This window comes from Bacillus sp. PS237, assembly GCF_037963345.1.
Classification (GTDB): Bacteria; Bacillota; Bacilli; order Bacillales; family Bacillaceae; genus Bacillus; species Bacillus subtilis.
Genome location: NZ_CP150156.1, coordinates 3,950,250 through 3,977,070, shown reverse-complemented (window position 1 = coordinate 3,977,070; position 26,821 = coordinate 3,950,250). Strand labels below are relative to the sequence as shown.

The 26,821-nt window shown below is 44.9% G+C and carries 19 protein-coding genes; 13 read left to right on the top strand and 6 right to left on the bottom strand.

Annotation, left to right across the window (positions count from 1 at the left end; genetic code table 11):
• Nucleotides 1-18 precede the first annotated feature (18 nt).
• Nucleotides 19-1,320 carry a pyrimidine-nucleoside phosphorylase gene (locus NST22_RS20605; RefSeq protein WP_003243952.1) on the top strand — a complete coding sequence of 434 codons (1,302 nt, stop codon included), beginning with the start codon at nt 19-21 and terminating at the stop codon, nt 1,318-1,320.
• Between the two features lie 41 nt (nt 1,321-1,361).
• Here the strand turns inward: NST22_RS20605 and NST22_RS20600 are convergent, their stop codons facing one another.
• From NST22_RS20600 to hutP, 6 genes are all read right to left on the bottom strand, one after another.
• Nucleotides 1,362-2,789 carry an amino acid permease gene (locus NST22_RS20600; protein ID WP_019712856.1) on the bottom strand — a complete coding sequence of 476 codons (1,428 nt, stop codon included), beginning with the start codon at nt 2,787-2,789 and terminating at the stop codon, nt 1,362-1,364.
• 75 nt (nt 2,790-2,864) lie between these two features.
• Entirely contained in the window at nt 2,865-3,824 is a 960-nt protein-coding gene (gene hutG / locus NST22_RS20595) for a formimidoylglutamase (protein WP_003227136.1), read from the bottom strand.
• Complete coding sequence (gene hutI / locus NST22_RS20590; RefSeq protein WP_003244327.1) at nt 3,817-5,082, bottom strand: imidazolonepropionase; 1,266 nt, start codon at nt 5,080-5,082, stop codon at nt 3,817-3,819. Before hutI ends, hutG begins: the two co-directional genes overlap by 8 nt.
• A gap of 12 nt (nt 5,083-5,094) precedes the next feature.
• Nucleotides 5,095-6,753 carry a urocanate hydratase gene (gene hutU, locus NST22_RS20585; protein ID WP_003243634.1) on the bottom strand — a complete coding sequence of 553 codons (1,659 nt, stop codon included), beginning with the start codon at nt 6,751-6,753 and terminating at the stop codon, nt 5,095-5,097.
• Nucleotides 6,750-8,276: a histidine ammonia-lyase gene (gene hutH / locus NST22_RS20580; RefSeq protein ID WP_003243255.1), complete on the bottom strand. Its 1,527-nt coding sequence runs from the start codon at nt 8,274-8,276 to the stop codon at nt 6,750-6,752. The genes hutU and hutH overlap by 4 nt, the downstream gene beginning before the upstream one ends.
• A gap of 112 nt (nt 8,277-8,388) precedes the next feature.
• Nucleotides 8,389-8,835 carry a hut operon transcriptional regulator HutP gene (gene hutP / locus NST22_RS20575; RefSeq protein WP_003243875.1) on the bottom strand — a complete coding sequence of 149 codons (447 nt, stop codon included), beginning with the start codon at nt 8,833-8,835 and terminating at the stop codon, nt 8,389-8,391.
• Between the two features lie 317 nt (nt 8,836-9,152).
• Here hutP and NST22_RS20570 point away from each other — a divergent pair, with 317 nt between their 5' ends.
• From NST22_RS20570 to wapA, 12 genes are all read left to right on the top strand, one after another.
• Entirely contained in the window at nt 9,153-9,317 is a 165-nt protein-coding gene (locus tag NST22_RS20570) for a hypothetical protein (protein WP_009969160.1), read from the top strand.
• 133 nt (nt 9,318-9,450) lie between these two features.
• Nucleotides 9,451-10,860, top strand: a complete 1,410-nt coding sequence (gene abnB, locus NST22_RS20565; protein WP_003244268.1) for an arabinan endo-1,5-alpha-L-arabinosidase AbnB — start codon at nt 9,451-9,453, stop codon at nt 10,858-10,860.
• A gap of 306 nt (nt 10,861-11,166) precedes the next feature.
• On the top strand, nt 11,167-11,532 hold the full coding sequence (locus tag NST22_RS20560; protein ID WP_009968400.1) for a DUF5082 family protein: 366 nt from the start codon (nt 11,167-11,169) through the stop codon (nt 11,530-11,532).
• Nucleotides 11,533-11,543: 11 nt separating this feature from the next.
• On the top strand, nt 11,544-11,813 hold the full coding sequence (locus NST22_RS20555) for a YwqI/YxiC family protein (protein ID WP_003244193.1): 270 nt from the start codon (nt 11,544-11,546) through the stop codon (nt 11,811-11,813).
• 19 nt (nt 11,814-11,832) lie between these two features.
• Nucleotides 11,833-13,542, top strand: coding sequence for an LXG family T7SS effector ribonuclease toxin YxiD (gene yxiD / locus NST22_RS20550; RefSeq protein WP_003244234.1), 1,710 nt, complete (start codon nt 11,833-11,835; stop codon nt 13,540-13,542).
• Nucleotides 13,539-13,982 carry a type II toxin-antitoxin system antitoxin YxxD gene (gene yxxD / locus NST22_RS20545; RefSeq protein ID WP_003244256.1) on the top strand — a complete coding sequence of 148 codons (444 nt, stop codon included), beginning with the start codon at nt 13,539-13,541 and terminating at the stop codon, nt 13,980-13,982. Before yxiD ends, yxxD begins: the two co-directional genes overlap by 4 nt.
• 45 nt (nt 13,983-14,027) lie before the next feature.
• Nucleotides 14,028-14,336 (top strand): contact-dependent growth inhibition system immunity protein, encoded by a 309-nt coding sequence (locus NST22_RS20540; protein WP_003242733.1) that lies wholly within the window; start codon nt 14,028-14,030, stop codon nt 14,334-14,336.
• 382 nt (nt 14,337-14,718) lie between these two features.
• The gene (bglP, locus tag NST22_RS20535) at nt 14,719-16,548 is read left to right on the top strand and encodes a PTS beta-glucoside transporter subunit IIABC (protein ID WP_003242943.1); all 1,830 of its coding nucleotides are present in this window, start codon (nt 14,719-14,721) and stop codon (nt 16,546-16,548) included.
• 22 nt (nt 16,549-16,570) lie between these two features.
• Nucleotides 16,571-17,980 carry an aryl-phospho-beta-d-glucosidase gene (gene bglH / locus NST22_RS20530; RefSeq protein WP_026009858.1) on the top strand — a complete coding sequence of 470 codons (1,410 nt, stop codon included), beginning with the start codon at nt 16,571-16,573 and terminating at the stop codon, nt 17,978-17,980.
• Between the two features lie 102 nt (nt 17,981-18,082).
• Complete coding sequence (locus tag NST22_RS20525; RefSeq protein ID WP_003227162.1) at nt 18,083-18,529, top strand: universal stress protein; 447 nt, start codon at nt 18,083-18,085, stop codon at nt 18,527-18,529.
• A gap of 151 nt (nt 18,530-18,680) precedes the next feature.
• A complete protein-coding gene (locus tag NST22_RS20520; protein WP_003227165.1) occupies nt 18,681-19,616 on the top strand; it encodes a DMT family transporter in 936 nt (311 codons plus the stop codon).
• Nucleotides 19,617-19,777: 161 nt separating this feature from the next.
• On the top strand, nt 19,778-26,782 hold the full coding sequence (wapA, locus tag NST22_RS20515; protein WP_003243665.1) for a tRNA nuclease WapA: 7,005 nt from the start codon (nt 19,778-19,780) through the stop codon (nt 26,780-26,782).
• Nucleotides 26,783-26,821 lie beyond the last annotated feature (39 nt).

The following is a 26,821-nucleotide window of genomic DNA, read 5'->3' as shown; positions in this document are numbered from 1 at the left end:
AAGGATCGGTGACCAAACATGAGAATGGTAGATATCATCATCAAAAAACAAAACGGAAAAGAACTCACCACTGAAGAAATTCAATTTTTTGTGAACGGCTATACAGATGGAAGCATTCCTGATTATCAGGCAAGCGCGCTTGCTATGGCGATTTTCTTCCAGGATATGAGTGACCGTGAACGCGCGGACTTGACGATGGCTATGGTGAACTCCGGTGAAACGATTGATCTTTCTGCCATTGAAGGAATTAAAGTGGATAAACACTCTACCGGCGGCGTCGGCGACACGACAACGCTCGTTCTCGCTCCGCTTGTTGCGGCTCTTGATGTGCCGGTTGCTAAGATGTCCGGCCGCGGCCTCGGCCATACGGGCGGCACGATTGATAAGTTAGAGGCAATCATGGGCTTCCACGTGGAACTGACGAAGGATGAATTTATTAAACTTGTGAACCGCGACAAGGTTGCGGTCATCGGCCAAAGCGGCAATTTAACGCCGGCTGATAAAAAACTGTACGCGCTTCGTGATGTAACGGGAACGGTCAATTCCATTCCGCTCATTGCAAGCTCGATTATGAGCAAAAAAATCGCTGCCGGGGCGGACGCCATCGTGCTTGACGTAAAAACGGGAGCGGGCGCCTTCATGAAAACAGAAGAAGACGCAGCTGAACTTGCCAAAGCGATGGTACGCATCGGAAATAACGTCGGCCGTCAAACAATGGCTGTCATTTCAGACATGTCCCAGCCACTCGGCTTTGCGATCGGAAATGCGCTTGAAGTCAAAGAAGCGATCGACACGCTCAAAGGCGAGGGGCCTGAGGATCTTCATGAGCTTGTCTTAACGCTCGGCAGCCAGATGGTTGTGCTTGCGAAAAAAGCCGATACATTGGACGAAGCGAGAGCGAAGCTGGAAGAAGTCATGAAAAACGGCAAAGCACTTGAGAAATTCAAGGATTTCCTGAAAAACCAAGGCGGCGACAGCTCAATTGTTGACGATCCGTCTAAGCTTCCGCAAGCCGCATATCAAATTGATGTGCCTGCCAAAGAAGCGGGTGTCGTCTCTGAAATCGTTGCGGACGAAATCGGCGTCGCGGCGATGCTGTTAGGTGCCGGTCGCGCCACAAAAGAAGATGAGATCGATTTAGCCGTCGGCATCATGCTCCGCAAGAAGGTCGGCGACAAAGTAGAAAAAGGCGAACCGCTCGTGACGCTTTACGCCAACCGCGAAAACGTTGATGAAGTCATCGCAAAAGTCTATGACAACATCCGCATCGCCGCGGAAGCGAAGGCGCCGAAGCTGATTCATACGTTGATTACTGAATAAAAAAAAGCACATCCCATCCTGAGTGGGGTGTGCTTTTTTGATTACAGGATGTGATCAGCCTGATATTCCTCTTGGCTGATTTTTTTCGCTTTTGTAACATTTCTTTTGAAATGGTAGATCAGATAGCAAAGGATGATACAAGGAACTCCGCAGAAAAGTGCGATTCTTTGATTGGGATCAAAAGCAAGACCGATACAAGAAGCAGAACATAATAAGAGAGCGGCTATAGGCATAAGAGGATAAAGCGGCGTGCGAAATGTCAGATCTTTTACATTCCCCCCTTTTTTCAGAAATCTCTTTCGAAACAAGAGCTGGGACAAGGCAATGCTCATCCAGACCACGACTCCTGCAAATCCAGCAATTGCGACCATCACCACATAGACAGTTCCAGGGGCCACGATACTGGAAACGAGAGATAAGCAAGATACAGCCATACTGATCATTAAGGCATTTAAAGGAATGCCTTTAGAGGTCACTTTCTTAAAACGGGAACTGATCATGTTTTCATTTGCTAACGACCACATCATACGGGTCGAAGCATATAAGCCTGAGTTGGCGACAGACAGCAAGGCTGTTAATATCACGAAATTCATAATATCAGCAGCGTAAGGGATTCCGATCTCCGCAAATACGGCGACAAACGGGCTTTCAATCACGCCTGCGTCCTTCCACGAAATCAACCCGGATAATATGAAGACAGCGCCAATGAAAAAAATCACGGTTCTCCATGCGACATTACGGATGGATCGCGGTATATCCTTTTGAGGATTTGCTGATTCTCCTGCTGTAACGCCGATTAACTCTGTACCGGAAAAGGCGAAGCTCACAGATATCATCGCGATAAAAACGGCGAGAAAGCCATTTGGAAACAACCCGCCATGATCTGTGAAGTTTGACAACATAGGAGCATCCGCCGTTCCGTTTAAAGAGATCAGGCCAAACATGGCGGCTCCTCCTAAAATGATAAATAAAATAATGGTGACAATCTTTACGCTGGAAAACCAAAATTCAGTTTCCGCAAATAACTTAACTGAAAATGCGTTGCATATAAAAAGAAGGGCTGCAAAAATCGCACTCCACATCCATACACTGCTGTCAGGGAACCAGCGCTGCATGAGAATACCGGATGCGGTAAACTCAGAGCCTACCGTCACCACCCAATTGATCCAGTACATGATGCCGACCATAAAACCGGTAGATGGACCGATAAATGTTGTAGCATATTTTTGAAAAGAGCCGGTCACCGGCATGGCAACCGACAATTCGCCGAGACATTGCATGACGAGGTACATCATCAACCCGCCGATTACATAAGCGAGTATCGTACCGCCGGGTCCGGCTTGATGTAGCGTATAGCCCGTACTGAGGAAAAGTCCTGTGCCTATGACGCCTCCCAATGAGATCATAAATAGGTGCCTGCTTTTCATTGTGCGTTTTAGCTGTTGGCTGCTGTTCTCCTGAAGATTCACTGTCTCGCCCTCCTTTTAGCTGCCATTCCTTAGGCAGATGAGTTTCTTATACCCAAAATACAACCTGCCAGAAGATCACTTGAATGGGGAGAGTTTCATTCCTTTTAATGCGTGTAACAGAACATGAGCTGCAGCTCTGCTTGTCATATCTCGAAAATCGAGGGTAGGATCGACTTCAACAATTTCAATCCCGGCAATATTGGGCTGTTGTGCGATGTACTTGACTGCTTCAAGCAATTCGTCTGTATAGAGGCCGCCCGGGCCAATCGCTGGACAGCCGGGTGCATGGGACTGGTCTAAGACATCCATGTCAACAGATATAAAAATGAAATCTGTTCTATCTTGAACAACAGGCAAAATCTCTTTTATCGTTGGGATTAGTCCTTTTTCGCGGATCATGTCCATCGTGTGAATGTTCACGCTATGTTTTTTTGCATATGCTTCATAGGCCTGGCTGTTGCTGAATTCTCTGATACCCAGCTGGATCAAATGTTGACCTTCAATGATCTCTTCATCCAAAAGGCGGCGGAAGGGGGTGCCGTTTGTCGGCCCCCCGTCCTCCGTATTGCGAACATCGTGATGGGCATCAAATTGAATCACCGCTGTCGTTCCTTTTGTTTGTGCTATCGCTTTTATTGTGGAGTAGCTGATAGAGTTATCTCCCCCAAGTATGAGCGGCACCCAATCCGGATGATCCGAAAGCAGAGCGTGCATGGTTTGGAAAATGTGATGATGTGACTTTACGATATCAGTGACATGAATATCGATATCCCCCAGGTCATATAGAAGCTCTGATACGACGTGCTCTCCAAGCTCAGCAGAATAGGCTGATGAATGTTTCAGAGCCTGGCGTATTGTTCCGGGTGCAAAGGAAGCGCCTGAATGACTGATGGAGGATTTTGATAGGGGGACACCTATCAACGCCGGTCCCTTAATGTCCTGGCCGTCCCATGTTGCGATCAGGTCGCTCATTTTTGTGACATCCCGGTCTTTAAACGAAGATCCGGCCTCTCTGAGAAAAGGGTACTTATCCAAGAATGGCTCCCTCCCTGTTGACAACAATTGTTCCATTTTTCATGACTTGATGTACATGATTGACCCCGTAGTGATACGGAATATACATATAGTTCGGGGCTTGCCAAATGACAAGATCAGCTGAGCGGCCAGCTTTGAGCTGACCGGCTTCTTCTCCTTTTCCTATGGCATATGCGGCATTGACTGTGACCGCGTGCCATATTTCTTCTGCAGTCATTTTCAGATGAAGCGCGGCAATGGACATAATCAGCTGGATATTTTCAGTCGGCGAGCTGCCAGGATTAAAATCCGTTGCCAAGCTGACACATACACCTTCATCAATCATAGCTCTTGCCCTGGCGTATGTGCTTTTGCCAAGATAAAATGTCGTGCCCGGCAAGAGGACGGCGATCGTTCCTGCCTCAGCCAATTTCTTTATGCCTTCGTCCGATGTACCTACCAAATGGTCGGCTGAGACGGCCTTTAGCTTACCTGCTAATTCAGCACCTCCAAGCGGATCGATTTCATCTGCGTGTATTTTTAATCCGAAGCCTGCCTCAGCTGCTTTTTGTAAATAACGGCGGGATTGGCTGACTGTAAAAACGCCTGTTTCTGTAAAAATATCAGCAAAGCTGGCGAGCTCCTGCTCTTTGATTTCCGGCAAAAGGGAAAGCATTTGATCCAGAAAATCATCTGGATCGTTTTGATATTCGGGAGGAATCGCATGGGCTCCCATAAATGTGGAAACAAGGTCAACAGGCTGGCTTTCATGCAGTTTCTTTGCGACACGCAACTGTTTGAGCTCTGTCTCTTTTTCCAAGCCGTAGCCGCTTTTCACTTCTGCTGTGGTTGTGCCGTAGGACAGCATTCTTTGCAGATGAAAATGGGCTTTTTGCAGCAGCTCTTCTTCTGAAGCCGCCCTGGTATCCTTGACTGTAGACAGAATCCCGCCGCCCTGCGCCAGAATATCCAAATATGAAATGCCCTGAAGCTTAAGGTTCATCTCCTTTTCACGAGATCCGCCAAATACAAGATGGGTGTGCGGATCAACGAGGCCAGGCGTTACAAGGCGTCCCGAACAGTCAATGATTTCGTCTGCCTCGTAACCGGCTTCAGCCCCTTTTTGTCCGGCGAACACAATTTTCTGTTCATGGATGCCGACAACAGCGTCTTCGATCACATGAAGATCCTGCATGCTTTTGCCTGCCCGCGGACCGCTGCTTTCCATCGTCAAAAGCTGACCGATGTTGATGAGAATCGTATCAATTTGCTTTGGCATGTCATCACTCCTTTATTTTTGCATCGGCACGATAATGTCCTGTTCCTTCGCTACTTCAACGGCACGTTCATAACCCGCATCCGCATGACGGATAATGCCCATTCCTGGGTCGCTCGTTAAGACCCGCGCGAGCCGCTCGTCAGCCAGCTCACTTCCATCGGCCACTGCAACCATGCCGGCATGAAGGGAATAGCCCATTCCGACGCCGCCGCCATGGTGGAAGGAAACCCAGCTTGCACCCGCCGCCGTGTTGACAAGCGCATTTAGCACAGCCCAATCACCGACAGCGTCACTTCCATCCTTCATCGCTTCTGTTTCCCGGTTTGGAGAGGCGACAGACCCGCAGTCCAAATGATCTCTCCCAATAACGACAGGCGCTTTTAGCTCCCCGGTTCTAACCAGCTCGTTAATGGCGAGGCCCATCTTTTTTCGTTCTCCATATCCAAGCCAGCAGATACGGGACGGCAAGCCTTGGAAGGTGACTTTTTCCTGTGCCATATCAATCCAGCGGTGAAGGGCTTTATTTGTCGGGAACAGCTCTTTTAATAACGCATCCGTACGGTAAATATCTGCCGGATCTCCGGAAAGCGCCGCCCAGCGGAACGGCCCTTTTCCTTCACAGAATAAGGGGCGGATGTAGGCAGGGACAAACCCCGGAAAATCGAAGGCATTCTCCAGCCCTTCATCCTTTGCGACTTGCCGGATATTGTTGCCGTAGTCAAATACAATAGAGCCCTTTTGCTGAAAGGCCAGCATGGCTTCGACATGTTTTTTCATGCTTTGCTTCGCAAGGCGCACGTAAAGCTCTGGAGTGTCTTGACGCAAACGGTCAGCTTCATCAAGGGAATAGCCCTCGGGAACATAACCGATTAAAGGGTCATGGGCAGATGTCTGATCTGTCACAATATCAATTTTGACGCCTCGGTTCAAAAGTGTGTGATGCACCTCAGCTGCGTTTCCGAGAAGTGCAATGGACAAAGGTTTTCCTGCCAGCTTTGCCTCTTCAGCCCAAGCTAAGGCTTCCTCAATCGATGCTGTTTTTCGATCGCAGTATTTTGTTTCGATCCGCTTGTCGATGCGTTTCTCGTCAACCTCGACGGCAATCACGACGCCTTCATTCATCGTGACTGACAGCGGCTGGGCGCCTCCCATTCCGCCGAGACCCGCTGTCAGCGTCAACGTTCCTTTTAAGCTGCCCCCGAAGTGCTGTCGCGCCAGCTCAGCGAAGGTTTCATAGGTTCCTTGCAATATGCCTTGTGAGCCAATGTAAATCCAGCTGCCAGCCGTCATCTGTCCGTACATCATTAACCCTTTTTTCTCAAGTTCGTGGAAATGCTCCCAGTCTGCCCACTTCGGAACAAGAACAGAATTTGCTAGGAGCACGCGAGGGGCCTGCGGGTGTGTACGGAACATGCCAACGGGCTTTCCGGATTGCACGAGCAATGTTTCATCATTTTTTAATGTTTTCAAGGAATGCTCAATGGCGTGAAAAGCGTCCCAATCCCGTGCGGCTTTGCCAATCCCGCCATATACGATGAGGTCCTCCGGCTTCTCGGCGACTTCTGGATCAAGGTTGTTTCGAAGCATCCGAAGCACTGCCTCTTGCTCCCATCCTAAGCATTCAAGCTCTGTTCCTCTGTTGGCACGGATTGATTTTTTTACATCAGTCATATGTTCATCCCCCTTAGTTCTTTATTCTGATGATCAGGTATTAAAGATTCTTTCTTCAGCCAGTCAGTCAAGCGTTCAATGTCATAGGAAAAAACACGGTCCTGCTGAATGGACGGCACGACTTTTCTCATTTCTTGAAAAAGCTGTTTCGTATAGGACGCTGCATGTTCTATGCCTCTGTATTCAACAGCCTGCAATGCGCAAATGGCTTCGATCGCAATGACTCTCCTTGTATTTGCGATCACCTGATAAGCATGCCGAGCGGCGATGGTTCCCATGCTGACATGGTCCTCTTGGTTGGCGGATGACGGAATGGAATCCACACTTGCAGGATGGGCCAGTGTTTTATTTTCAGAAACGAGTGAGGCCGCGGCGTACTGCATGATCATTGCACCGGATTGCAGACCGGGATGAGGGCTCAGGAACGGCGGCAGGTCATTCAGCTGCGGATTCACAAGTCGTTCGATCCTACGCTCTGCGATATTCGCAAGCTCTGATATTGCGATTTTCAGAAAATCCATGGCAAAGGCGATTGGCTGTCCGTGAAAGTTTCCGCCGGAAATCACTTTGTCACCGTCATTGAAAATGAGTGGATTGTCTGTAGCTGCGTTCATTTCAATCTCTAATTTTTCTTTGACATATCCTAGTGTCTGCCAAGTCGCACCGTGTACTTGCGGAATACAGCGCAATGAATAGGCATCCTGTACCCGCAGTTCTCCCTGGGAGGTTGTCAGGCCGCTGTCAGATAGATAAAAGCGAATTCGTTCTGCGACATCGATCTGCTCCTGATAGCCGCGGGCTAAGTGAATATCCTCGTCAAATGCATCGATAATTCCCTGCAACCCCTCAATCGTTAAGCTGGCAATTCGTTCTGTTTGATAGGCTAGTTTCTCAGCTTCGATGTAGGCGACCACCCCCATTGCAGTCATGGCCTGAGTCCCGTTAATCAAGGCAAGCCCTTCCTTGGATGTCAGCGTTACCGGTTGAATACCTGCTTTTTTCAAGCCTGTCATTGCCGGCATTCTTTCCCCCTCAAAAAAGACTTCTCCTTGTCCGATCAGCGCAAGCGCCAAGTGGGAAAGCGGCGCCAGATCTCCGCTTGCGCCAAGTGATCCTTGCTGAGGGATGACAGGATGGACGCGTTTATTTAAAAAAGCAAGCAACTGCTCGATCAGCTCAGCGCGTACACCGGAAAAGCCTTTTAACAGCGCATTGGCGCGCAAAAGCAGCATTGCCCTGGAAACACACTCAGGAAAAGGGTCGCCGACTCCGCAGGCATGAGAAAGGATTAAATTCAGCTGCAGCGCCGCCGAGTCTTCTTTCTGAATCAGGACATCGCTGAATTTGCCAAATCCGGTGTTGATGCCGTAGATTGTCTTTTCGTCGCGTACAATCCGTTCCACTGCTGCTCTGCTTTTTTTCACGCGCTCCATACTTTCCTCAGAAGCCGCTGCCTCCTCAAAATCAAACAGCACACGAGCGACGTCGGCTGTTGTCAATGAAGAACCGTCTAAAGTCACCATAAGCCCAACTCCTTTTTCTTTACTTTGGTAAAGCGCCCATACAAAAAGGAGCTATGCTGTGAACTTCTGTTTTCACGCATAGCCCCCTATCGTCTAAGATCTATGGGCTGTTTCATATGTGATTAATTCCAACGCCGAATGTTTCATGCTCAAGACCTTTAATCGGCGCCCCGATTGTTCCGTAAAGCGAGACAGCGATCCAATCGCCTTCCGCTTCACTTTCATAAGGATTTCCCCTCAAAACGGCAAACCTCAATCCCACCGTCCGAAGCAGCGATCCCAGCAGCATTTCACCTCTGGTCACGCCATGCAAAGCCTCCATCGTCGCATGATAAAGCGCATGTGACTCCCGATAACCCTCAGATTGAATGACACCGCTCTTTTTGGAAGCGGTTTCAATTGCGGCTACTACTTTATGTGCGTCCATTGATCCTACCTTGCCAAGACAGACCTTCCATCCGTCTCGCTCCAGCTCCTCAACCTGCGTACTTTCTTCCGCCTCATTCAGCAGCAGGAGAACAGACAGCCGGCCGATCCGACGCTCTTTATGCAGTGTCATATGAATCACTCAATTCCTAAAAATTCTGATAACTATTAACTGAGTATTATATTAATTGGTTCAGCAGCAGAAGTCAAAAGGTTTTTTATAGTCTTTAACAAGTTAGATTGCTATTGTAATAGCGTGACGCAGAAAGCAGAACAGGTTTTTTCAGCGATTGCACACGATATCCAGACAAGGAGGCAAGCGCCGCTGTCTAACTCTCAATATGCGTTTACTAAGTCGTATTTTTCGCAAGGCGTTTTATAAAGAGCCAGCCGAATGACTCTGGTGTTGACGGGCAATCAGGCATCATCTTAAAAAACGCCGACAACGAAATGGCTGTATCACAGTTGATGCAAAACCTGACAAAGCAGTTATTACATGTACGCGAAAGAAAAACAGACGTGATGCAAGAAGGAGAAACAGCAAAAGAGTTGAACTATGAAGGAGAGGATATGCAAGCAACAAGTTCTGCGCAAAACAGACAGACATCAGTCTGACTATGTAAGTGAAGTGAGAAATCACCTATCTGGATGAATATGAAAACATTCGGCTGTTTTAATAGGCCGGGGTATCTTCATAGAGAAATGTAAGCGTTTAAAATTTAATAAAAAAGAGAGGCGAATTGTTTAGATGTTCAACCGATTGTTCCGTGTATGTTTTCTTGCAGCTCTTATCATGGCCTTCACCCTCCCAAACTCCGTCTATGCACAAAAACCTATATTTAAAGAAGTCAGCGTCCATGACCCTTCCATCATTGAAACAAACGGCACTTTTTATGTTTTTGGATCTCATCTCGCTTCAGCTAAATCGAATGACCTCATGCAATGGCAGCAGCTGACCACCAGCGTAAGCAATGACAACCCACTTATCCCGAATGTCTATGAAGAATTAAAAGAAACCTTCGAATGGGCGCAATCCGATACTCTTTGGGCGGCTGACGTCACGCAGCTGGCGGACGGCAAATACTACATGTACTACAACGCCTGCCGCGGCGATTCGCCAAGATCCGCCATGGGTGTTGCCGTTGCTGACAACATCGAAGGCCCATACAAAAACAAAGGCATCTTTTTGAAATCAGGAATGGAAGGCACAAGCAGCGATGGAACACCGTATGATGCAACCAAACATCCGAATGTCGTCGACCCGCATACCTTCTTTGATAAAGACGGCAAGCTGTGGATGGTGTACGGATCATACTCAGGCGGCATTTTCATACTTGAAATGAATCCGAAAACGGGCTTCCCGCTTCCTGGACAGGGATATGGGAAAAAACTGCTCGGCGGCAACCACAGCAGAATCGAAGGCCCGTATGTTCTCTACAATCCAGACACCCAATACTACTACTTATACCTATCATATGGCGGTCTCGATGCAACAGGCGGCTACAACATCCGTGTGGCCCGCTCCAAGAAACCGGACGGCCCTTACTATGATGCAGAAGGCAATCCAATGCTCGACGTCCGCGGCAAGGGAGGCACATTCTTCGACGACCGTTCCATCGAACCATACGGCGTCAAACTCATGGGCAGCTACACTTTTGAAACAGAAAATGAAAAAGGCACCGGGTACGTCTCACCAGGCCACAACTCCGCATACTATGATGAAAAAACCGGGCGTTCCTATTTAATCTTCCACACCCGCTTCCCGGGCAGGGGTGAAGAACACGAAGTCAGAGTCCACCAATTGTTCATGAACAAAGACGGCTGGCCGGTAGCAGCACCATATCGTTATGCGGGCGAAACATTGAAAGAAGTAAAACAAAAAGACATCACAGGAACATACAAACTTATCCAGCACGGAAAAGACATCTCAGCCGACATCAAACAAACCATCAACATCCAGCTCAACAAAAACCACACCATTTCCGGGGAAATGACCGGAACATGGAGGAAAACCGGAAAAAACACCGCCGACATCACGTTAGCAGGCAAGAAGTATAACGGGGTATTTTTACGCCAGTGGGATTCGGTGAGAGAGAAGAACGTCATGACGTTTAGTGTGCTGAATACCAGCGGTGAGGCTGTATGGGGATCTAAATAAGATGGAGAAGCGCCTTCGAGGGAAGGTGTTTTTTTATGAGCTTTATTGACTATAAGAAACAGTTAAGTGGGAGGAAAAATTAGAACTGGAGGAGAGATTAAAGGCTTAAATAAAAAGTCCCTACTATGATTGTTTTCTCCTTTCATAGGGTGATGAGATCGTATTTTTAGCAATTTAGAACCAGTTCTATACCTCTCAAGACAATCCTTTTTACCTATTTATCCAATATGACCCATCATGTAATATGAAAATAGTCTGTATTGTAAAGAATTTACACAGTTTGATAGAAACACGAGGTGTTGCGGCATGCATAGTGAAATGTTGTTACATTCGGTAAAAGCCGACTTACATGAAAAGCAGGAACAGATCCATCAATTAAAACGAGTGCTGCACGAAATTAGGCAAATCAAACACGATTTCTCTGAGGCCCAGCATCTCATTCACCGGCCTCATCTTAACCGGGAGGCATGGAGAGGAACACATGCTGAGCGGTTTGAAGATATTCGTGAAGGAATGAACAAAGCATATCAGCAAATCAAAAGCGATCAAGTCAGCGGAATCATCGAAAGCATAGAAGGAAAAATCCACTCATTAGAGGGCGATGTGTATTCTATAAGACGCCAAATCACGAGGATAGAGCATGAAATAGAGAAGGAAAAACATAAAAAGTGAGGTGAGCACAAATGGCACAGGAAATTAAAATGGTGTATGACACAGTGAAGCAAGGGCTTTCTCAGCTCAAGAATTCAGCTGAACTCAAGTCCTCATTGCCCGGTCATCTCTCAGGCAGAAACCATTTGAATGTTGTGAAGTCCATCGAGCAATTAAATAAGGACATCAAAGAGCTCACTGAAGCATATGCGTCTGTTCTGGCCAAGCATATCGCACAAACGGAAAGCGCGGTAAACGCCATGAAGGAAACGGACGAAAACATATCATCTTCCATGAAATAAAGCGCGGGAGGACAAGGGATTGAAAACATTAGATGTCCACGCTCTTCACGAGGGCATTCAGCATACGATTGAGAAACTGGACAAGCAAAAACAACAGCTGGAGAAGCTGGAAAAAAGCGTTGAGCATCTGGCAGGCATGAAGGATGCGCTGAAAGGAAAAGGCGGAGATGCCATCCGGACCTTTTACGAGGAGTGCCACAAGCCTTTTCTCCTTTTCTTTGGCATATTTATCGACGAATACAAAAAAGTGCTGAAACAAACACAGCATGCGATTTCCTCTGTAGAATCTAACTCCCACGGCATGATCGCAGAGGCTTTTCTCTCACACGATGCGAGACATGGGGTCAAGCATGCACGAGAAGTGACAGAGCAGCTCACTGACGCAGTCAATCGCCAGACATCAGCCATAGATCACATCGTCAGCCTGCCGACAGTCAATGATTCCTTTTTTCGGATGGAAACAGAACAGGCTGAGCGGCTGATTTCAGACACCCTGAATAAGCTCTTTCAATTTGACGGCCAGCAAACCCAAGCACTAGAAGCCGCAAAATCAGATTTTCAAACGATGAAAAAATACATTGATCAGCTCGAAACCATGTACACCGGCCCGAAAATTGAAATCACAGGCTACAAAAGCGGCTCCATCCTGAAATCACAGGAAGAAGAAAACATCAACCAAATCTTCGGCGCGATTAACCCGCAAATGAAGCAGGCGGATGATTCACCGATGGAGATGATGCTGAAGAAATTAGCCGAGAATGAAAAGTCTAAAGTGGATTCAGTTGTCAAAACGGGTGATTCTAAAAAGGTAAGTAAAAATATCATCGTTATCAATGGTAAAGTGTATAATACGAGTGAACATAGAGAACATATAAAAACTGATTTCTCAAATGCAGAGGTTAAGCAAGTCGTTTATAATGATACACTTTACAATGTATACATATCTGGTAATGACATGAAGCTTGAACCTGTCGTCTCGCTTTCGGACATTAAAGTGGATGAGAATGGATATGTGAAAATTTTAGAGACGGCTGTAGAACTTACCGGCGTGTATGATCTATTTAAAGCAGCCACGGGCAGAGATCCGGTATCAGGCGAAAAAGTCACAGGGAAAGACCGTGTTGTTGCCTCCATAAACTCAGTACCATTTGCCAAAATAGCTAAGTTAGAAAAGTTAATAGATATTAATAAACTTATTAATAATGGGAAAAAGGCTAAGAAGGCTTCGGAAGTTAAAAACGTTGCTAAGGATAAAGGGAAAATTGCGAATGATGTAAGTGGATCTGCTAATAAAATTAATTCTGATTTAATAAAAAAGTATGCTAGAGATATAGAACAACGCACAGGTAGAGAATTACCTAAAAATCAAATAGATAAATTAAAGGAAGCATTAAGAAATAAAGAATATAAAAAAATGTCACCAATAGAGACTGCAAAACACAGGACTAAATTTGATAAAGTAAAAAATAAAGTTATAAAAGAATGGGAAGAAAACACTGGACAAAAATGGCCTGTTTATAAGGAAAATGTTGTATCTGAAAAAACAGGTAAAATTATTAGAAAAAAAGGGGATAAGTATGATGCTCACCATATAATTGAAAATACTTTTGGCGGAGAACATGAATGGTGGAATATGCATCCAGCAAAATTTCCTAACGAGCATCAAGCTGGGATTCATGGTACAGGCTCACCAGCAAATGAATTATTTAAAGGAGGCAAAAAAAAATGAGTTATAATTTTATAAAATCAAACAAAGAAAATGATTTTTATCCAGTGAATCAAAGTGAGATTGAAGAGGTTGAAAAAAATTTAAACTTAAAATTACCTAGTGAATTAGTGAATTTTTATTTAGAAGTTGGCTATGGGTTTATTAAAGGATCAGAGTTTAATACTAATCGCATTTTGGATCCATATTCTGTAAGAGACTTTCGATTGAGGATAAATGACTTTGAATTTTATCCTGACATAGAAATATATGATGAGTTTGAGAATGATAAATTAATATTTTTTGAAGGTAGTGAATCGGCATTAATGTCAATTGAATTAAATGATAATAATAAAAATCCGATTTACTATTATGATATTCAAATTGCAACTTCTCTTACCGAGTTCTTAAGAAAAATAGAAGAGAATGATCAGTATTATCTTGATTTATTAGATGATGAATGATTTTAACATTATCCCGTTACCTCTCCCTTAAAGGAGCAAGATGACATGTTATTGATCAATAAACAGAAGGACCCTGTTTTTCAGTTTTTAGCTGGAACATTCCATCAAGATATTGAAACTCCTGATGACGCTATACAAGAGTTATTAATAGAGGAAAGTAAGGAATATTTGGAGGATGCTATTGTCTTTTTAACGGATTTTATTGAAAGTGAGCATTCAGACAATAAGAAAAACGATTACATTCAATCTTGCGCAGATGGCGTGTATCTTCCTGCGTTTAATTTAGAACCAATAGATTGGCTAAAGAATGTAATAGTACAGATAAAGAAGTCTTTAAAAAAATTTAAACGGTAACGATTCATAACCTTGATTGGAAAAAATGCCTTTCAAGGTTTTTAATTACAATAATTTTTTATTGAAGTTAATACTAAGTTCAAATCTTTATGATTACTTTTGTTCTAGAAACGATAGTCAACACCAAAAATGAAAGCGTTGACATCTCACGAATCTAGTGCTAAAGTATACCTACAAACAAATAAAACGACCCGTCAGGATTGTTACTGCGAAAGCAGGCAAAACCTAAATGGTGCAGGTGCAGGAGGAGACTCTCGCAATCTGTGTCATTTAGGTTTTTTTATTCTCTTTTAGGAGGTGATGCAGCATTTGATACAAAAAAAGCTGGTGAAAGGCGGCCACCTTTCATCCAGCAGTCCCCCCATAAAAAGGAGGTATACACATGGATTATGATAAATTATCGAAGGACATATTACAACTCGTAGGCGGTGAAGAAAACGTTCAGCGCGTGATCCACTGCATGACGAGGCTGCGTTTTAATCTTCATGACAACGCGAAGGCGGATCGCAGTCAGCTGGAGCAGCTGCCTGGAGTGATGGGCACCAATATCAGCGGCGAGCAGTTTCAAATCATTATCGGAAACGATGTGCCGAAGGTGTATCAGGCGATTGTGCGGCACAGCAATCTCAGTGATGAAAAGAGCGCTGGTTCATCCTCTCAGAAAAAGAATGTGCTGAGTGCGGTCTTTGATGTGATTTCTGGGGTGTTTACCCCTATTCTGCCTGCGATTGCGGGAGCGGGGATGATCAAAGGACTTGTGGCGCTGGCAGTCACGTTTGGCTGGATGGCGGAGAAGAGCCAGGTTCATGTCATTTTGACGGCTGTCGGTGACGGTGCGTTCTACTTCCTGCCGCTCCTGCTAGCGATGAGTGCGGCGAGAAAATTCGGAAGCAATCCGTACGTAGCGGCTGCCATTGCGGCGGCGATCCTGCATCCGGATTTGACAGCCCTGCTCGGTGCGGGGAAACCGATTTCCTTTATCGGGCTTCCTGTAACCGCTGCCACTTATTCGTCAACGGTCATCCCGATTTTGCTGTCGATTTGGATTGCTTCATACGTGGAAAAATGGATTGACCGTTTTACACACGCATCTCTCAAATTGATTGTGGTTCCGACATTCACGCTATTGATTGTCGTGCCGCTGACATTGATTACAGTCGGTCCGCTTGGCGCTATTTTAGGAGAATACTTGTCTTCTGGGGTCAATTATTTGTTTGATCATGCAGGGCTTGTGGCAATGATTTTGCTGGCGGGTACATTCTCTTTAATCATTATGACGGGCATGCACTATGCCTTTGTGCCGATCATGATCAACAACATCGCTCAAAACGGCCACGATTATTTACTGCCGGCTATGTTTTTGGCGAATATGGGGCAGGCGGGAGCATCATTTGCCGTCTTCCTTCGCTCTAGAAACAAAAAATTTAAATCACTCGCGCTTACCACAAGCATCACGGCGCTGATGGGGATCACAGAACCTGCGATGTACGGCGTGAATATGCGATTGAAAAAGCCGTTTGCGGCCGCTTTGATTGGCGGTGCAGCCGGTGGCGCGTTTTACGGCATGACGGGTGTTGCTTCCTATATCGTCGGGGGGAATGCAGGTCTGCCGAGCATCCCTGTCTTTATCGGCCCAACGTTTATTTACGCGATGATCGGCCTTGTGATTGCGTTTGCGGCGGGAACAGCAGCTGCGTATTTGCTTGGATTCGAGGATGTGCCTTCTGACGGCAGCCAGCAGCCGGCAGTGCATGAAGGCAGCAGAGAGATCATTCACAGCCCGATTAAGGGAGAAGTGAAAGCCTTAAGTGAAGTCAAAGACGGAGTGTTTTCTGCTGGGGTCATGGGAAAAGGATTTGCCATTGAGCCTGAAGAAGGAGAAGTTGTTTCGCCTGTTCGTGGAAGCGTTACCACCATTTTTAAAACAAAACACGCAATTGGCATTACGAGTGATCAGGGAGCTGAAATACTCATACACATTGGATTGGACACGGTAAAGCTGGAGGGACAATGGTTCACGGCTCACATCAAAGAAGGCGACAAGGTCGCACCGGGAGATCCGCTCGTGTCCTTTGATCTGGAGCAAATCAAAGCCGCGGGATATGACGTCATTACCCCGGTGATTGTGACCAACACAGACCAATATTCGTTTTCGCCGGTGAAAGAGATCGGTAAAGTGCAGCCAAAAGAAGCGCTGCTTGCTTTATCTTGAAAAAACTAATGGGGTGATCAATATGAGTTCAAATGAAAAACGATTTCCAGAAGGATTTTTATGGGGCGGCGCAGTTGCTGCCAACCAAGTGGAGGGTGCTTATAACGAGGGTGGTAAGGGGCTTTCGACAGCTGACGTATCGCCGAACGGGATCATGTCTCCATTTGATGAATCAATGACTTCCTTGAATCTGTATCACAACGGGATTGACTTTTATCATCGTTATAAAGAGGATATCGCCTTATTTGCAGAAATGGGATTTAAGGCGTTCCGCACATCGATTGCGTGGACGAGAATTTTTCCGAATGGCGATGAAGAGGAGCCCAATGAAGAAGGCCTCAGATTTTATGATGATCTGTTTGATGAGCTGTTAAAGCATCATATTGAGCCTGTCGTAACCATCTCTCATTATGAGATGCCGCTCGGTTTAGTGAAAAATTATGGCGGCTGGAAGAATCGCAAAGTCATAGAGTTTTATGAACGCTATGCCAAAACGGTTTTCAAACGCTATCAACACAAAGTGAAGTATTGGATGACGTTTAATGAAATTAACGTAGTGCTCCATGCGCCATTTACCGGAGGCGGTCTTGTTTTTGAAGAAGGAGAAAACAAATTAAACGCGATGTACCAGGCGGCACACCACCAATTTGTGGCCAGTGCTCTTGCTGTCAAAGCGGGTCACGACATCATTCCTGATTCGAAAATCGGCTGTATGATAGCGGCAACGACAACCTATCCGATGACTTCTAAGCCGGAGGATGTCTTCGCGGCAATGGAGAATGAGCGCAAAACACTTTTCTTCTCAGATGTTCAGGCAAGAGGCGCATACCCGGGATATATGAAACGCTATCTGGCAGAAAACAATATTGAAATTGAAATGGCTGAAGGCGATGAAGAGCTCTTGAAAGAACATACGGTGGATTATATTGGATTCAGCTACTACATGTCGATGGCGGCGAGCACAGATCCGGAAGAGCTTGCAAAATCAGGGGGCAACCTGCTGGGCGGAGTCAAAAACCCTTACCTCAAATCATCAGAATGGGGCTGGCAAATTGATCCGAAAGGCTTACGCATCACGCTCAACACCTTATACGACCGTTATCAGAAGCCGCTGTTCATTGTTGAAAACGGCCTTGGCGCTGTAGACAAGGTTGAAGAGGACGGCACGATTCAGGACGATTACAGAATCAACTATCTGCGTGATCATTTAATTGAAGCGCGCGAAGCCATTGCGGACGGCGTTGAATTAATCGGATACACATCATGGGGGCCAATTGACCTTGTCAGCGCATCTACTGCGGAAATGAAAAAACGCTACGGTTTCATTTATGTGGACAGGGACAATGAAGGAAATGGAACATTTAACCGCATCAAGAAAAAAAGCTTCAACTGGTATCAGCAGGTCATCGCCACAAACGGAGAGAGTATCTGACAAATTTTTGAAAACTCATGCGCTTCAATTGACAATAACGAAATGCAGGCTGACAATAAAAGAGAAAGATGAACCACCCACAGTCCGAAAGGCGGGAAGAGCATGTTTAACAAAATGTTAGTTGCGATTGACGGATCAGACATGAGTGCAAAAGCGCTTGATGCCGCAGTGCATTTGGCAAAAGAGCAGCAAGCGGAACTAAGCATTCTTCATGTGGGGAGAGAAGCCGTCGTCACGACTTCTTCTCTGACGGGAATTGTCTATGTGCCTGAACACTTTATTGATGAAATCAGGAACGAGGTTAAAAAAGAGGGCCTGAAAATCCTTGAAAATGCAAAAGAAAAAGCAGCCGAAAAAGGCGTTCAAGCTGAAACCATTTACGCGAATGGCGAGCCGGCGCATGAGATACTAAATCACGCAAAAGAGAAAGGCGTCAGCCTGATTGTAGTTGGCAGCCGGGGGATCAGCGGCCTGAAAGAAATGATGCTTGGAAGCGTCAGCCATAAAGTGTCTCAATTATCAACATGCCCGGTTTTGATTGTTCGATAGATTTGTAAAAAAAGCGCCCTTGGGCGCTTTTTTTTATTTAGAATAGAAGTGTTATAATATCTACATGTAAAAAAGAGGAATTCTATGTGTAGATTTCTGAATTCACAAAAAACAGTTTATGCTATGCAGTATTGGAGGTAGAATACGTTTGATGCAACAGGATCCTTCCATATCGTCAAAACAAAAATCAACAGCCGTAATCAAAATGGTCATCTCTATGGTGATTTTCGGCTCCATCGGCTTTTTCTCAGAGCATACCAATCTGCCGTCATTTGAATTGGTCTTTGTCCGCTGCCTTTGCGCGACGCTGTTTTTAGGCTTTTGCTGGCTGGCGTCCGGCCAGTATAAAACTGAAAAATGGAGCAAGAGAGACGTGCTGCAAACATTGGCGTGCGGTTTCTTTCTTGTATTCAACTGGGTGTTCTTATTTAAGTCTTTTGAAGAAACGTCCGTTACAATTGCCATCTCTGTTTATCATCTAGCGCCGGTGCTTGTTCTTCTTCTGGGGAGCTTCTTCTACAGAGAGAAATTAAATGTGATCTCCGTCAGCTCCATTATCATCTGCTTTCTTGGGACTGCGCTGATTTCCGGGATTAACGGCAGCACATCATTGACACAGCTGATGGGATCAGGGATCATATGGGCAGTTCTCGCCGCACTGTTTTATGCGTTCACCACTTTATTGGGAAAAGGCATTCACAATCTCAGTCCTTACACGACCACCTTCTTGCAGACAGGTTTAGGGGTTATCATCCTGATTCCGTTTATTCACTTTGGCGCTTTTGCGGACCTATCTCAGGGAAACTGGATTATGGTGGTATCTACCGGCATCATCCATACGGGTATTGTATATTTGCTGTTTTTTGACAGTTTACGATTTTTATCAACGAAATTTATTTCAATCATTGTATTTCTCGACCCCGCTGTCGCGATCGTGCTCGATACCGTCTTCACAGGCTTCCGCCCTGACCTCTATCAAACGCTTGGCATCGTAATGATCTTTGCGGGCATGGCCTTGACGCTTGTCAGGAGGCAGGGGAAGGCGAATGTGACAGCTGAGGGTACGGATATTGAACAAATACAATAAAAAATGTAAAAAGGCCTATGCGGCCTTTTTTTGTTTTAGGTCAATTGACTCTCGCTAATCCTTAAAATAAGATAAATTTTCTAGAAAAATATTGTAATGATATTTCAGTCTAGTTAAGATTATTGAGTAAATATTACTTTTATTACAAAAGGAGAGAGGAAATGAAAAAAAGAAAGAGGCGAAACTTTAAAAGGTTCATTGCAGCATTTTTAGTGTTGGCTTTAATGATTTCATTAGTGCCAGCCGATGTACTAGCAAAATCTACAGAAGAAGAGAATGGAAACCGTATTGCTGCCGATGATCCAGAAGAAACTCTTCAGAAAGAACAAACTGAGGAAGCTGTACCTTTTGATCCAAAAGATATAAACAAAGAGGGTGAGATCACCTCTGAAAGAACAGAAAATACAAAACTCTATTATGAAGGTGACGGTGTCTATAAACAGGAAGTATACCTTGATCCTATTCATACAAAGGAAACACCGGATGCCGACTGGGAAGACATTTCTCCTGAGTTAAAAGAGTCGACAAGCAAACAAGTCGAGACAGAGAACGCTATTTTGAATTCAGATTTTCAAAAGCAAATGAAGAACGGGCTTTATGCGACTTTTGAGCATAATGACCATAAGGTTACATATTCACTAGCAGAAGCGAAAGGCCCGAATAAAACTTCACTTACTCCGAAAGATACCTCAGCAGATTATAAGACTGACAGTAATGAGATTGTGTATCCGGATGTGTTTCCGAATATTGATCTTCAGACTTTCACATTCAATGAAAACATAAAAGAAGATTTAGTCCTTCATCAGTATAATGGATACAACACATTTACATTTCAGTTAAAAACCGATTTGCAGGCTAAAGAACAAGAGGATGGATCCATTGATTTTTCTGATGAAAAAGGAAAAGTTGTTTTTTCTGTGCCTAAGCCTTTTATGACGGATTCAAAACTAGATGAGCTTTCCGGCGAGGTTGAACGGTCAGACAAAGTCAGCTATAAGCTGGAAAAGAATGAAGAAGGGTATTTGCTTCATCTTACGGCAGACGAGAACTGGCTGAAAGACCCAGAACGCGTATATCCAGTATCTATCGACCCGTCAACTTCTTTATCTGTTTCATCGGATACGTTTGTCATGAGTGCCTACCCGACGACGAACTATTCGGCCTCCTCACAAAAATGGGATGCTAATTTAAAGGCCTATGTACTGAAAACGGGCTATTATGACAAAACAACAGGCACAAACTATGCGTTCATGAAATTTAACAACCTAAAGCCAATTCAAAATATGACTGTCACTAAAGCTACATTAAAAACATACGTAGCCCATTCCTATTATGGAACAAAGGCAACCGGCCTTTGGCTGGATACGGTCAACAGCAATTATGATAATGCAAAAGTGACATGGAACACCAAACCGGCATCTAAAAATATCGGAAAAGCCGACGTCCATAAAGGACAGTGGGCGAGTTATGATGTGACCGCTGCTGTAAAGTCATGGAACTCCGGCGGGGCCAACTATGGATTTAAGCTTCATACAAACGGAAACGGCAAGGAATATTGGAAAAAACTAATTTCTTCAGCGAACTCCGCCAATAAACCATATATTGAAGTGACGTATACCATTCCAAAGGGAAACACACCTACAATCAAAGCCTATCACAACGGCGATTCCACTGGTTATTTCGATATCAGCTGGAAAAAGGTTGAAGGCGCAAAAGGATATAAGGTATGGATTTACAATGGTAAGGAATATCAAGCGATTTCTGCAGGCAACGTCACGTCGTGGAGCACAAAAGGTAAAAAAATCTGGCCTACGAGCGCAGAAATTGCCTCCAAGAGATATAAACTGCATCTGGACGGCAAGGATGGAGCTGAATTGGCATTAGATCCATCCCCGGTCTATAAGAATTCCGGCGGAAGCTATGCTACAAGCAAAAACTATTGGATTGGCGTCAGTGCGATATTTGACCAAGGTGAAGGAGCGATGTCCGCACCGGCAAAGCCCGTTATCCCTAATGTAGGAAAAGCACAAGCACCGTCAGCAAAGGGCTACAATAATGGGAATGCCACAGGATACTTCGACCTTTCTTGGAAAGCTGTATCCGGTGCAACCGGCTATAAGGTTCAGGTGTTCAATGGGAAAGGCTTTGAGACACTTGATCTCGGAAATCAGACGTCTTGGACCACAAAAGGGAAAAAGATCTGGCCGACAAGTGCAGAAATCAAGGCGGGAAAATATGCTCTTCACCTAAAGGACGGAAGCGGAGCAGAGCTGCCGATCAATCCCGGACCAACCTATAAAAACGCCGGGGGAGATGGAGCCAAAAGAAATTACTCGTTTAAAATTATCGCATACAACAAAGACGGCGAAGCCATTGCATCCCCGGCTGCTACCCCGGCACTTCCTGATATCGCTAGGCCAAAGAATGTAACTGGCTATTTGTATACAAATACAAAATCGAGTCAAACGGGTTATGTGAATTTGATATGGGAAAAGGTTCAAAATGCGAAGGGCTATAAAGTTAACATTTACAACGGTAAAGAATATCAGTCCTTTGATGTTGGTGATGCTGATCATTGGACAACCCAAAATAAAAACATCTGGCCGACTTCTGAGGAAATCAAAGCCGGAAGCTATAAGCTTCATACAGATGGAAAAGGCGGGGAATTAGCCCTCGATCCATCACCTGTCTATAACAATGCAAATGGGAATTACAAAGGGAAGAAGAATTATTCTTTCACGCTTGTCGCCTATGATGCGAATGGTGAAACGATTCCAACGGCGCCCTTTAACCCAACGTTCCATGAAGGCGCAGAATTCCTAGGTACAGAAGAGTACTGGTCTATCATTGATATCCCAAGCGGCCAGTTAAATGGTGCGACAGGCAATGTCATTGTGAATGAAGAAGATTTGTCAATTGATGGACGCGGTCCGGGACTTGGCTTATCGAGAACCTACAACAGTCTTGACAGCTCTGATCACTTATTTGGACAAGGCTGGTATGCTGATGCAGAAACATCTGTCATCTCAACGGATGGCGGGGCAATGTATATCGATGAAGACGCTACGACACATCGATTCACGAAAAAAGCCGATGGCACGTATCAGCCGCCGACCGGTGTATATCTTGAATTAACAGAAACAGCTGATCAGTTCATATTAAAAACAAAGGATCAAACCAACGCTTATTTCAATAAAAAAGGCGGCAAACTCCAAAAGGTAGTGGATGGCCATAACAATGCAACTGTCTATACTTACAATGACAAAAATCAACTGACCGCCATTACAGATGCATCAGGCCGCAAGCTTACATTTACCTATGATGAAAACGGCCATGTGACGTCCATCACAGGACCTAAGAATAAGAAAGTCACCTACTCATATGAGAATGATTTGCTGAAGAAGGTTACAGATACAGACGGGACTGTCACAAGCTATGACTACGATAGTGAAGGGCGCCTTGTCAAACAATATTCAGCTAACAGTACCGAAGCAAAGCCTGTCTTTACCGAATATCAGTATAGCGGTCACCGTCTCGAAAAAGCGATCAACGCTAAAAAAGAAACATATGTCTACAGCTATGATGCTGATAAAAAGACGCTTCTCATGACACAGCCAAATGGCCGGAAAGTACAGTATGGCTATAATGAAGCGGGAAATCCGATTCAGGTCATTGATGATGCGGAAGGGTTAAAAATTACAACGAATACAAAGTATGAAGGCAACAATGTTGTAGAAGATGTAGATCCAAATGACGTCGGCACCGGAAAAGCAACGGAAAGCTATCAATATGACAAAGATGGCAACGTTACGTCGGTTAAAGATGCATATGGAACTGAGACATACGAATACAACAAAAACAACGATGTCACAAAGATGAAGGATACCGAGGGCAATGTCACGGATATTGCTTATGACGGACTGGATGCTGTATCCGAAACCGATCAGAGCGGAAAATCATCGTCAGCAGCTGTTTATGATAAATATGGAAACCAGATTCAATCGAGCAAAGATTTATCAGCTTCAACTAATATTTTGAAAGATGGAAGCTTTGAAGCTCAAAAATCCGGCTGGAATCTGACTGCCTCTAAAGACAGCGGCAAAATTTCAGTCATCGCCGATAAAAGCGGAGTTCTTTCCGGATCAAAGGCATTGGAGGTCTTGAGCCAATCAACGTCTGCCGGAACAGATCATGGGTATTCGTCAGCAACACAAACAGTTGAGCTGGAGCCGAATACAACCTATACATTAAGCGGGAAAATCAAAACAGATCTTGCGAAATCAAGAGCCTATTTTAACATTGATTTGCGAGACAAAGATCAAAAACGAATTCAATGGATTCACAATGAATACAGTGCATTAGCCGGAAAAAATGACTGGACAAAACGGCAAATCACTTTTACGACTCCAGCGAATGCAGGCAAAGCTGTTGTGTATATGGAAGTCGATCATAAAGATAAAGATGGCAAAGGAAAAGCATGGTTTGATGAAGTCCAGCTGGAAAAAGGCGAAGTATCATCAAGCTATAACCCAGTTCAAAACAGCAGCTTCACATCAGCAACGGAAAACTGGAATGTAAGCGGAGCATCCGTTGATTCTGAAGAAGGCTTTAATGATGATGTATCATTAAAAGCTGCCCGGACCAGTGCGTCCCAAGCCGGATCAGTAACAAAACAAACCGTTGTCTTAGGGCAAAGCGCAAATGACAAACCGGTTTATCTCACACTGACAGGAATGTCGAAAGCAAGCAGCGTCAAATTTACAGATGAAAAAGACTATTCTCTGCAGGCGAATGTCACTTACGCTGACGGCAGCACAGGCATCTACAATGCGAAATTCCCTTCTGGAACACAGGAATGGAACCGAGCAGCTGTCGTCATCCCTAAAACAAAGCCGATCAATAAAGTCGATATCAGTATTCTGTTCCAAAAGAGTGCGACAGGCACAGTCTGGTTTGATGATATCCGTTTGATTGAAGGAAGCCTTCTGACTAAAAGCACGTATGACAGTAATGGCAACTATGTGACCAAGGAAGAGGACGAACTAGGTTACGCCACTTCAACTGATTACGATGAAACTGGTAAGAAAACGTCTGAAACAGATGCAAAAGGTGAAAAAACAACCTATACGTATGATCAGGCAGACCAATTGACAAACATGACGCTCTCTAACGGCACGTCTATCCTTCACAGCTATGATAAGGAAGGCAATGAGGTAAGCAAAACCATCCGGGCAGGAGCAGATCAAACCTATAAATTCGAATATGATGTCATGGGCAAGCTTGTCAAAACAACTGACCCTCTCGGCAATGTGTTAGCAAGCGAATATGATGCCAACAGCAACCTGACCAAAACCATTTCACCAAATGGCAACGAAGTGTCTCTTTCTTATGATGGAACAGACCGGGTGAAATCAAAGTCGTATAACGGTACAGAAAAGTACATTTTCACGTATGACAAAAATGGAAATGAAACGTCGGTCGTCAATAAAGAGCAGAACACCACAAAGAAACGGACATTTGACAACAAAAACCGTTTAACCGAACTGACAGACCGCGGCGGCAGCCAAACTTGGACATATCCTAGTGACTCCGATAAGCTGAAAACCTTCTCGTGGATTCATGGGGACCAAAAAGGAACGAATCAATTTACGTATAACAAGCTGGATCAAATGATTGAGATGAAAGACAGTACATCCTCATATTCATTTGATTATGATGAAAATGGAAACGTCCAAACCTTTATTACGGGCAACGGCGGCGGAACAAGTTTTTCATATGACGAAAGAAACCTTGTAAGCTCGCTGCATATCGGTGACAAAAACGGCGGAGACATTCTGACGGAAAGCTATGAATATGATGCCAACGGCAACCGCACAACGATAAACAGCTCAGCAAGCGGCAAGGTGCAATATGAGTATGGGAAGCTGAATCAGCTTGTCAAAGAAACCCATGAAGACGGTACTGTTATTGAATACACATATGATGGATTCGGAAACCGGAAAACCGTTACAACTATAAAAGACGGCTCAAGCAAAACGGTGAACGCTTCCTTCAACATCATGAACCAGCTGACAAAAGTCAATGATGAAAGCATCTCTTACGATAAAAACGGCAACCGCACATCCGACGGCAAATTCACATATACGTGGGATGCAGAAGATAACCTGACCGCCGTTACCAAAAAAGGCGAAGACAAGCCATTCGCAACATATAAGTATGACGAAAAAGGAAACAGAATCCAAAAAACCGTCAACGGAAAAGTCACGAACTACTTCTACGACGGAGACAGCTTGAACGTCTTGTATGAAACAGACGCGGACAACAACGTCACAAAATCATACACGTACGGAGACAGCGGCCAGCTGTTATCCTACACAGAAAATGGTAAGAAATATTTCTATCACTACAACGCTCACGGCGACATCATCGCGATCTCAGACAGCACTGGAAAAACCGTTGCCAAGTATCAATACGACGCATGGGGAAATCCAACAAAAACCGAAGCAAGCGACGAAGTAAAAGACAATCGCTACCGCTACGCAGGCTACCAATACGACGAAGAAACCGGCCTGTACTATCTCATGGCCCGCTACTACGAGCCAAGAAACGGCGTGTTCCTATCGCTCGACCCAGACCCGGGCAGCGACGGAGATTCATTGGATCAGAATGGGTATGCTTATGGAAATAATAACCCAGTGATGAATGTTGATCCGGACGGGCATTGGGTATGGCTTGTGGTAAATGCCGGATTTGCAGCCTATGATGGATATAAGGCATATAAATCAGGTAAAGGATGGAAAGGTGCTGCTTGGGCAGCTGCTTCTAATTTTGGTCCTGGGAAGATATTTAAGGGTGCTAGTCGCGCCTATAAGTTTACGAAGAAGGCAGTTAAAATCACAGGTCATACAAGACATGGACTTAATCAATCTATAGGAAGAAATGGAGGCCGTGGAGTCAATTTAAGGGCCAAACTGAATGCTGTGCGAAGCCCTAAAAAAGTAATAAAACAACCTAATGGGGCAACGAAATATGTTGGAAAAAAAGCTACAGTTGTTTTAAATAAAAGGGGTAAAGTAATCACAGCTTATGGAAGTTCAAGAGCTAAGGGTTCTAAACACGTATTCCATACACACGGAAAAGGAAATAAATCTAAGAGAAGGCGTTAATAAGGTTAAGCGAGGGGGGGATGACAACTACCCTCACTT

Excerpts from the sequence above, each read along its gene's own strand:
- NST22_RS20605 (WP_003243952.1), top strand. The coding sequence starts at position 19 with ATGAGAATGGTAGATATCATCATCAAAAAACAAAACGGAAAAGAACTC.
- hutI (WP_003244327.1), bottom strand. The coding sequence starts at position 5,082 with ATGCCAAAGCAAATTGATACGATTCTCATCAACATCGGTCAGCTTTTG.
- hutU (WP_003243634.1), bottom strand. The coding sequence starts at position 6,753 with ATGACTGATGTAAAAAAATCAATCCGTGCCAACAGAGGAACAGAGCTT.
- hutH (WP_003243255.1), bottom strand. The coding sequence starts at position 8,276 with ATGGTGACTTTAGACGGTTCTTCATTGACAACAGCCGACGTCGCTCGT.
- hutP (WP_003243875.1), bottom strand. The coding sequence starts at position 8,835 with ATGACACTGCATAAAGAGCGTCGGATCGGCCGGCTGTCTGTTCTCCTG.
- NST22_RS20570 (WP_009969160.1), top strand. The coding sequence starts at position 9,153 with ATGGCTGTATCACAGTTGATGCAAAACCTGACAAAGCAGTTATTACAT.
- abnB (WP_003244268.1), top strand. The coding sequence starts at position 9,451 with ATGTTCAACCGATTGTTCCGTGTATGTTTTCTTGCAGCTCTTATCATG.
- NST22_RS20560 (WP_009968400.1), top strand. The coding sequence starts at position 11,167 with ATGCATAGTGAAATGTTGTTACATTCGGTAAAAGCCGACTTACATGAA.
- NST22_RS20555 (WP_003244193.1), top strand. The coding sequence starts at position 11,544 with ATGGCACAGGAAATTAAAATGGTGTATGACACAGTGAAGCAAGGGCTT.
- yxxD (WP_003244256.1), top strand. The coding sequence starts at position 13,539 with ATGAGTTATAATTTTATAAAATCAAACAAAGAAAATGATTTTTATCCA.
- NST22_RS20540 (WP_003242733.1), top strand. The coding sequence starts at position 14,028 with ATGTTATTGATCAATAAACAGAAGGACCCTGTTTTTCAGTTTTTAGCT.
- bglP (WP_003242943.1), top strand. The coding sequence starts at position 14,719 with ATGGATTATGATAAATTATCGAAGGACATATTACAACTCGTAGGCGGT.
- bglH (WP_026009858.1), top strand. The coding sequence starts at position 16,571 with ATGAGTTCAAATGAAAAACGATTTCCAGAAGGATTTTTATGGGGCGGC.
- NST22_RS20525 (WP_003227162.1), top strand. The coding sequence starts at position 18,083 with ATGTTTAACAAAATGTTAGTTGCGATTGACGGATCAGACATGAGTGCA.
- NST22_RS20520 (WP_003227165.1), top strand. The coding sequence starts at position 18,681 with ATGCAACAGGATCCTTCCATATCGTCAAAACAAAAATCAACAGCCGTA.
- wapA (WP_003243665.1), top strand. The coding sequence starts at position 19,778 with ATGAAAAAAAGAAAGAGGCGAAACTTTAAAAGGTTCATTGCAGCATTT.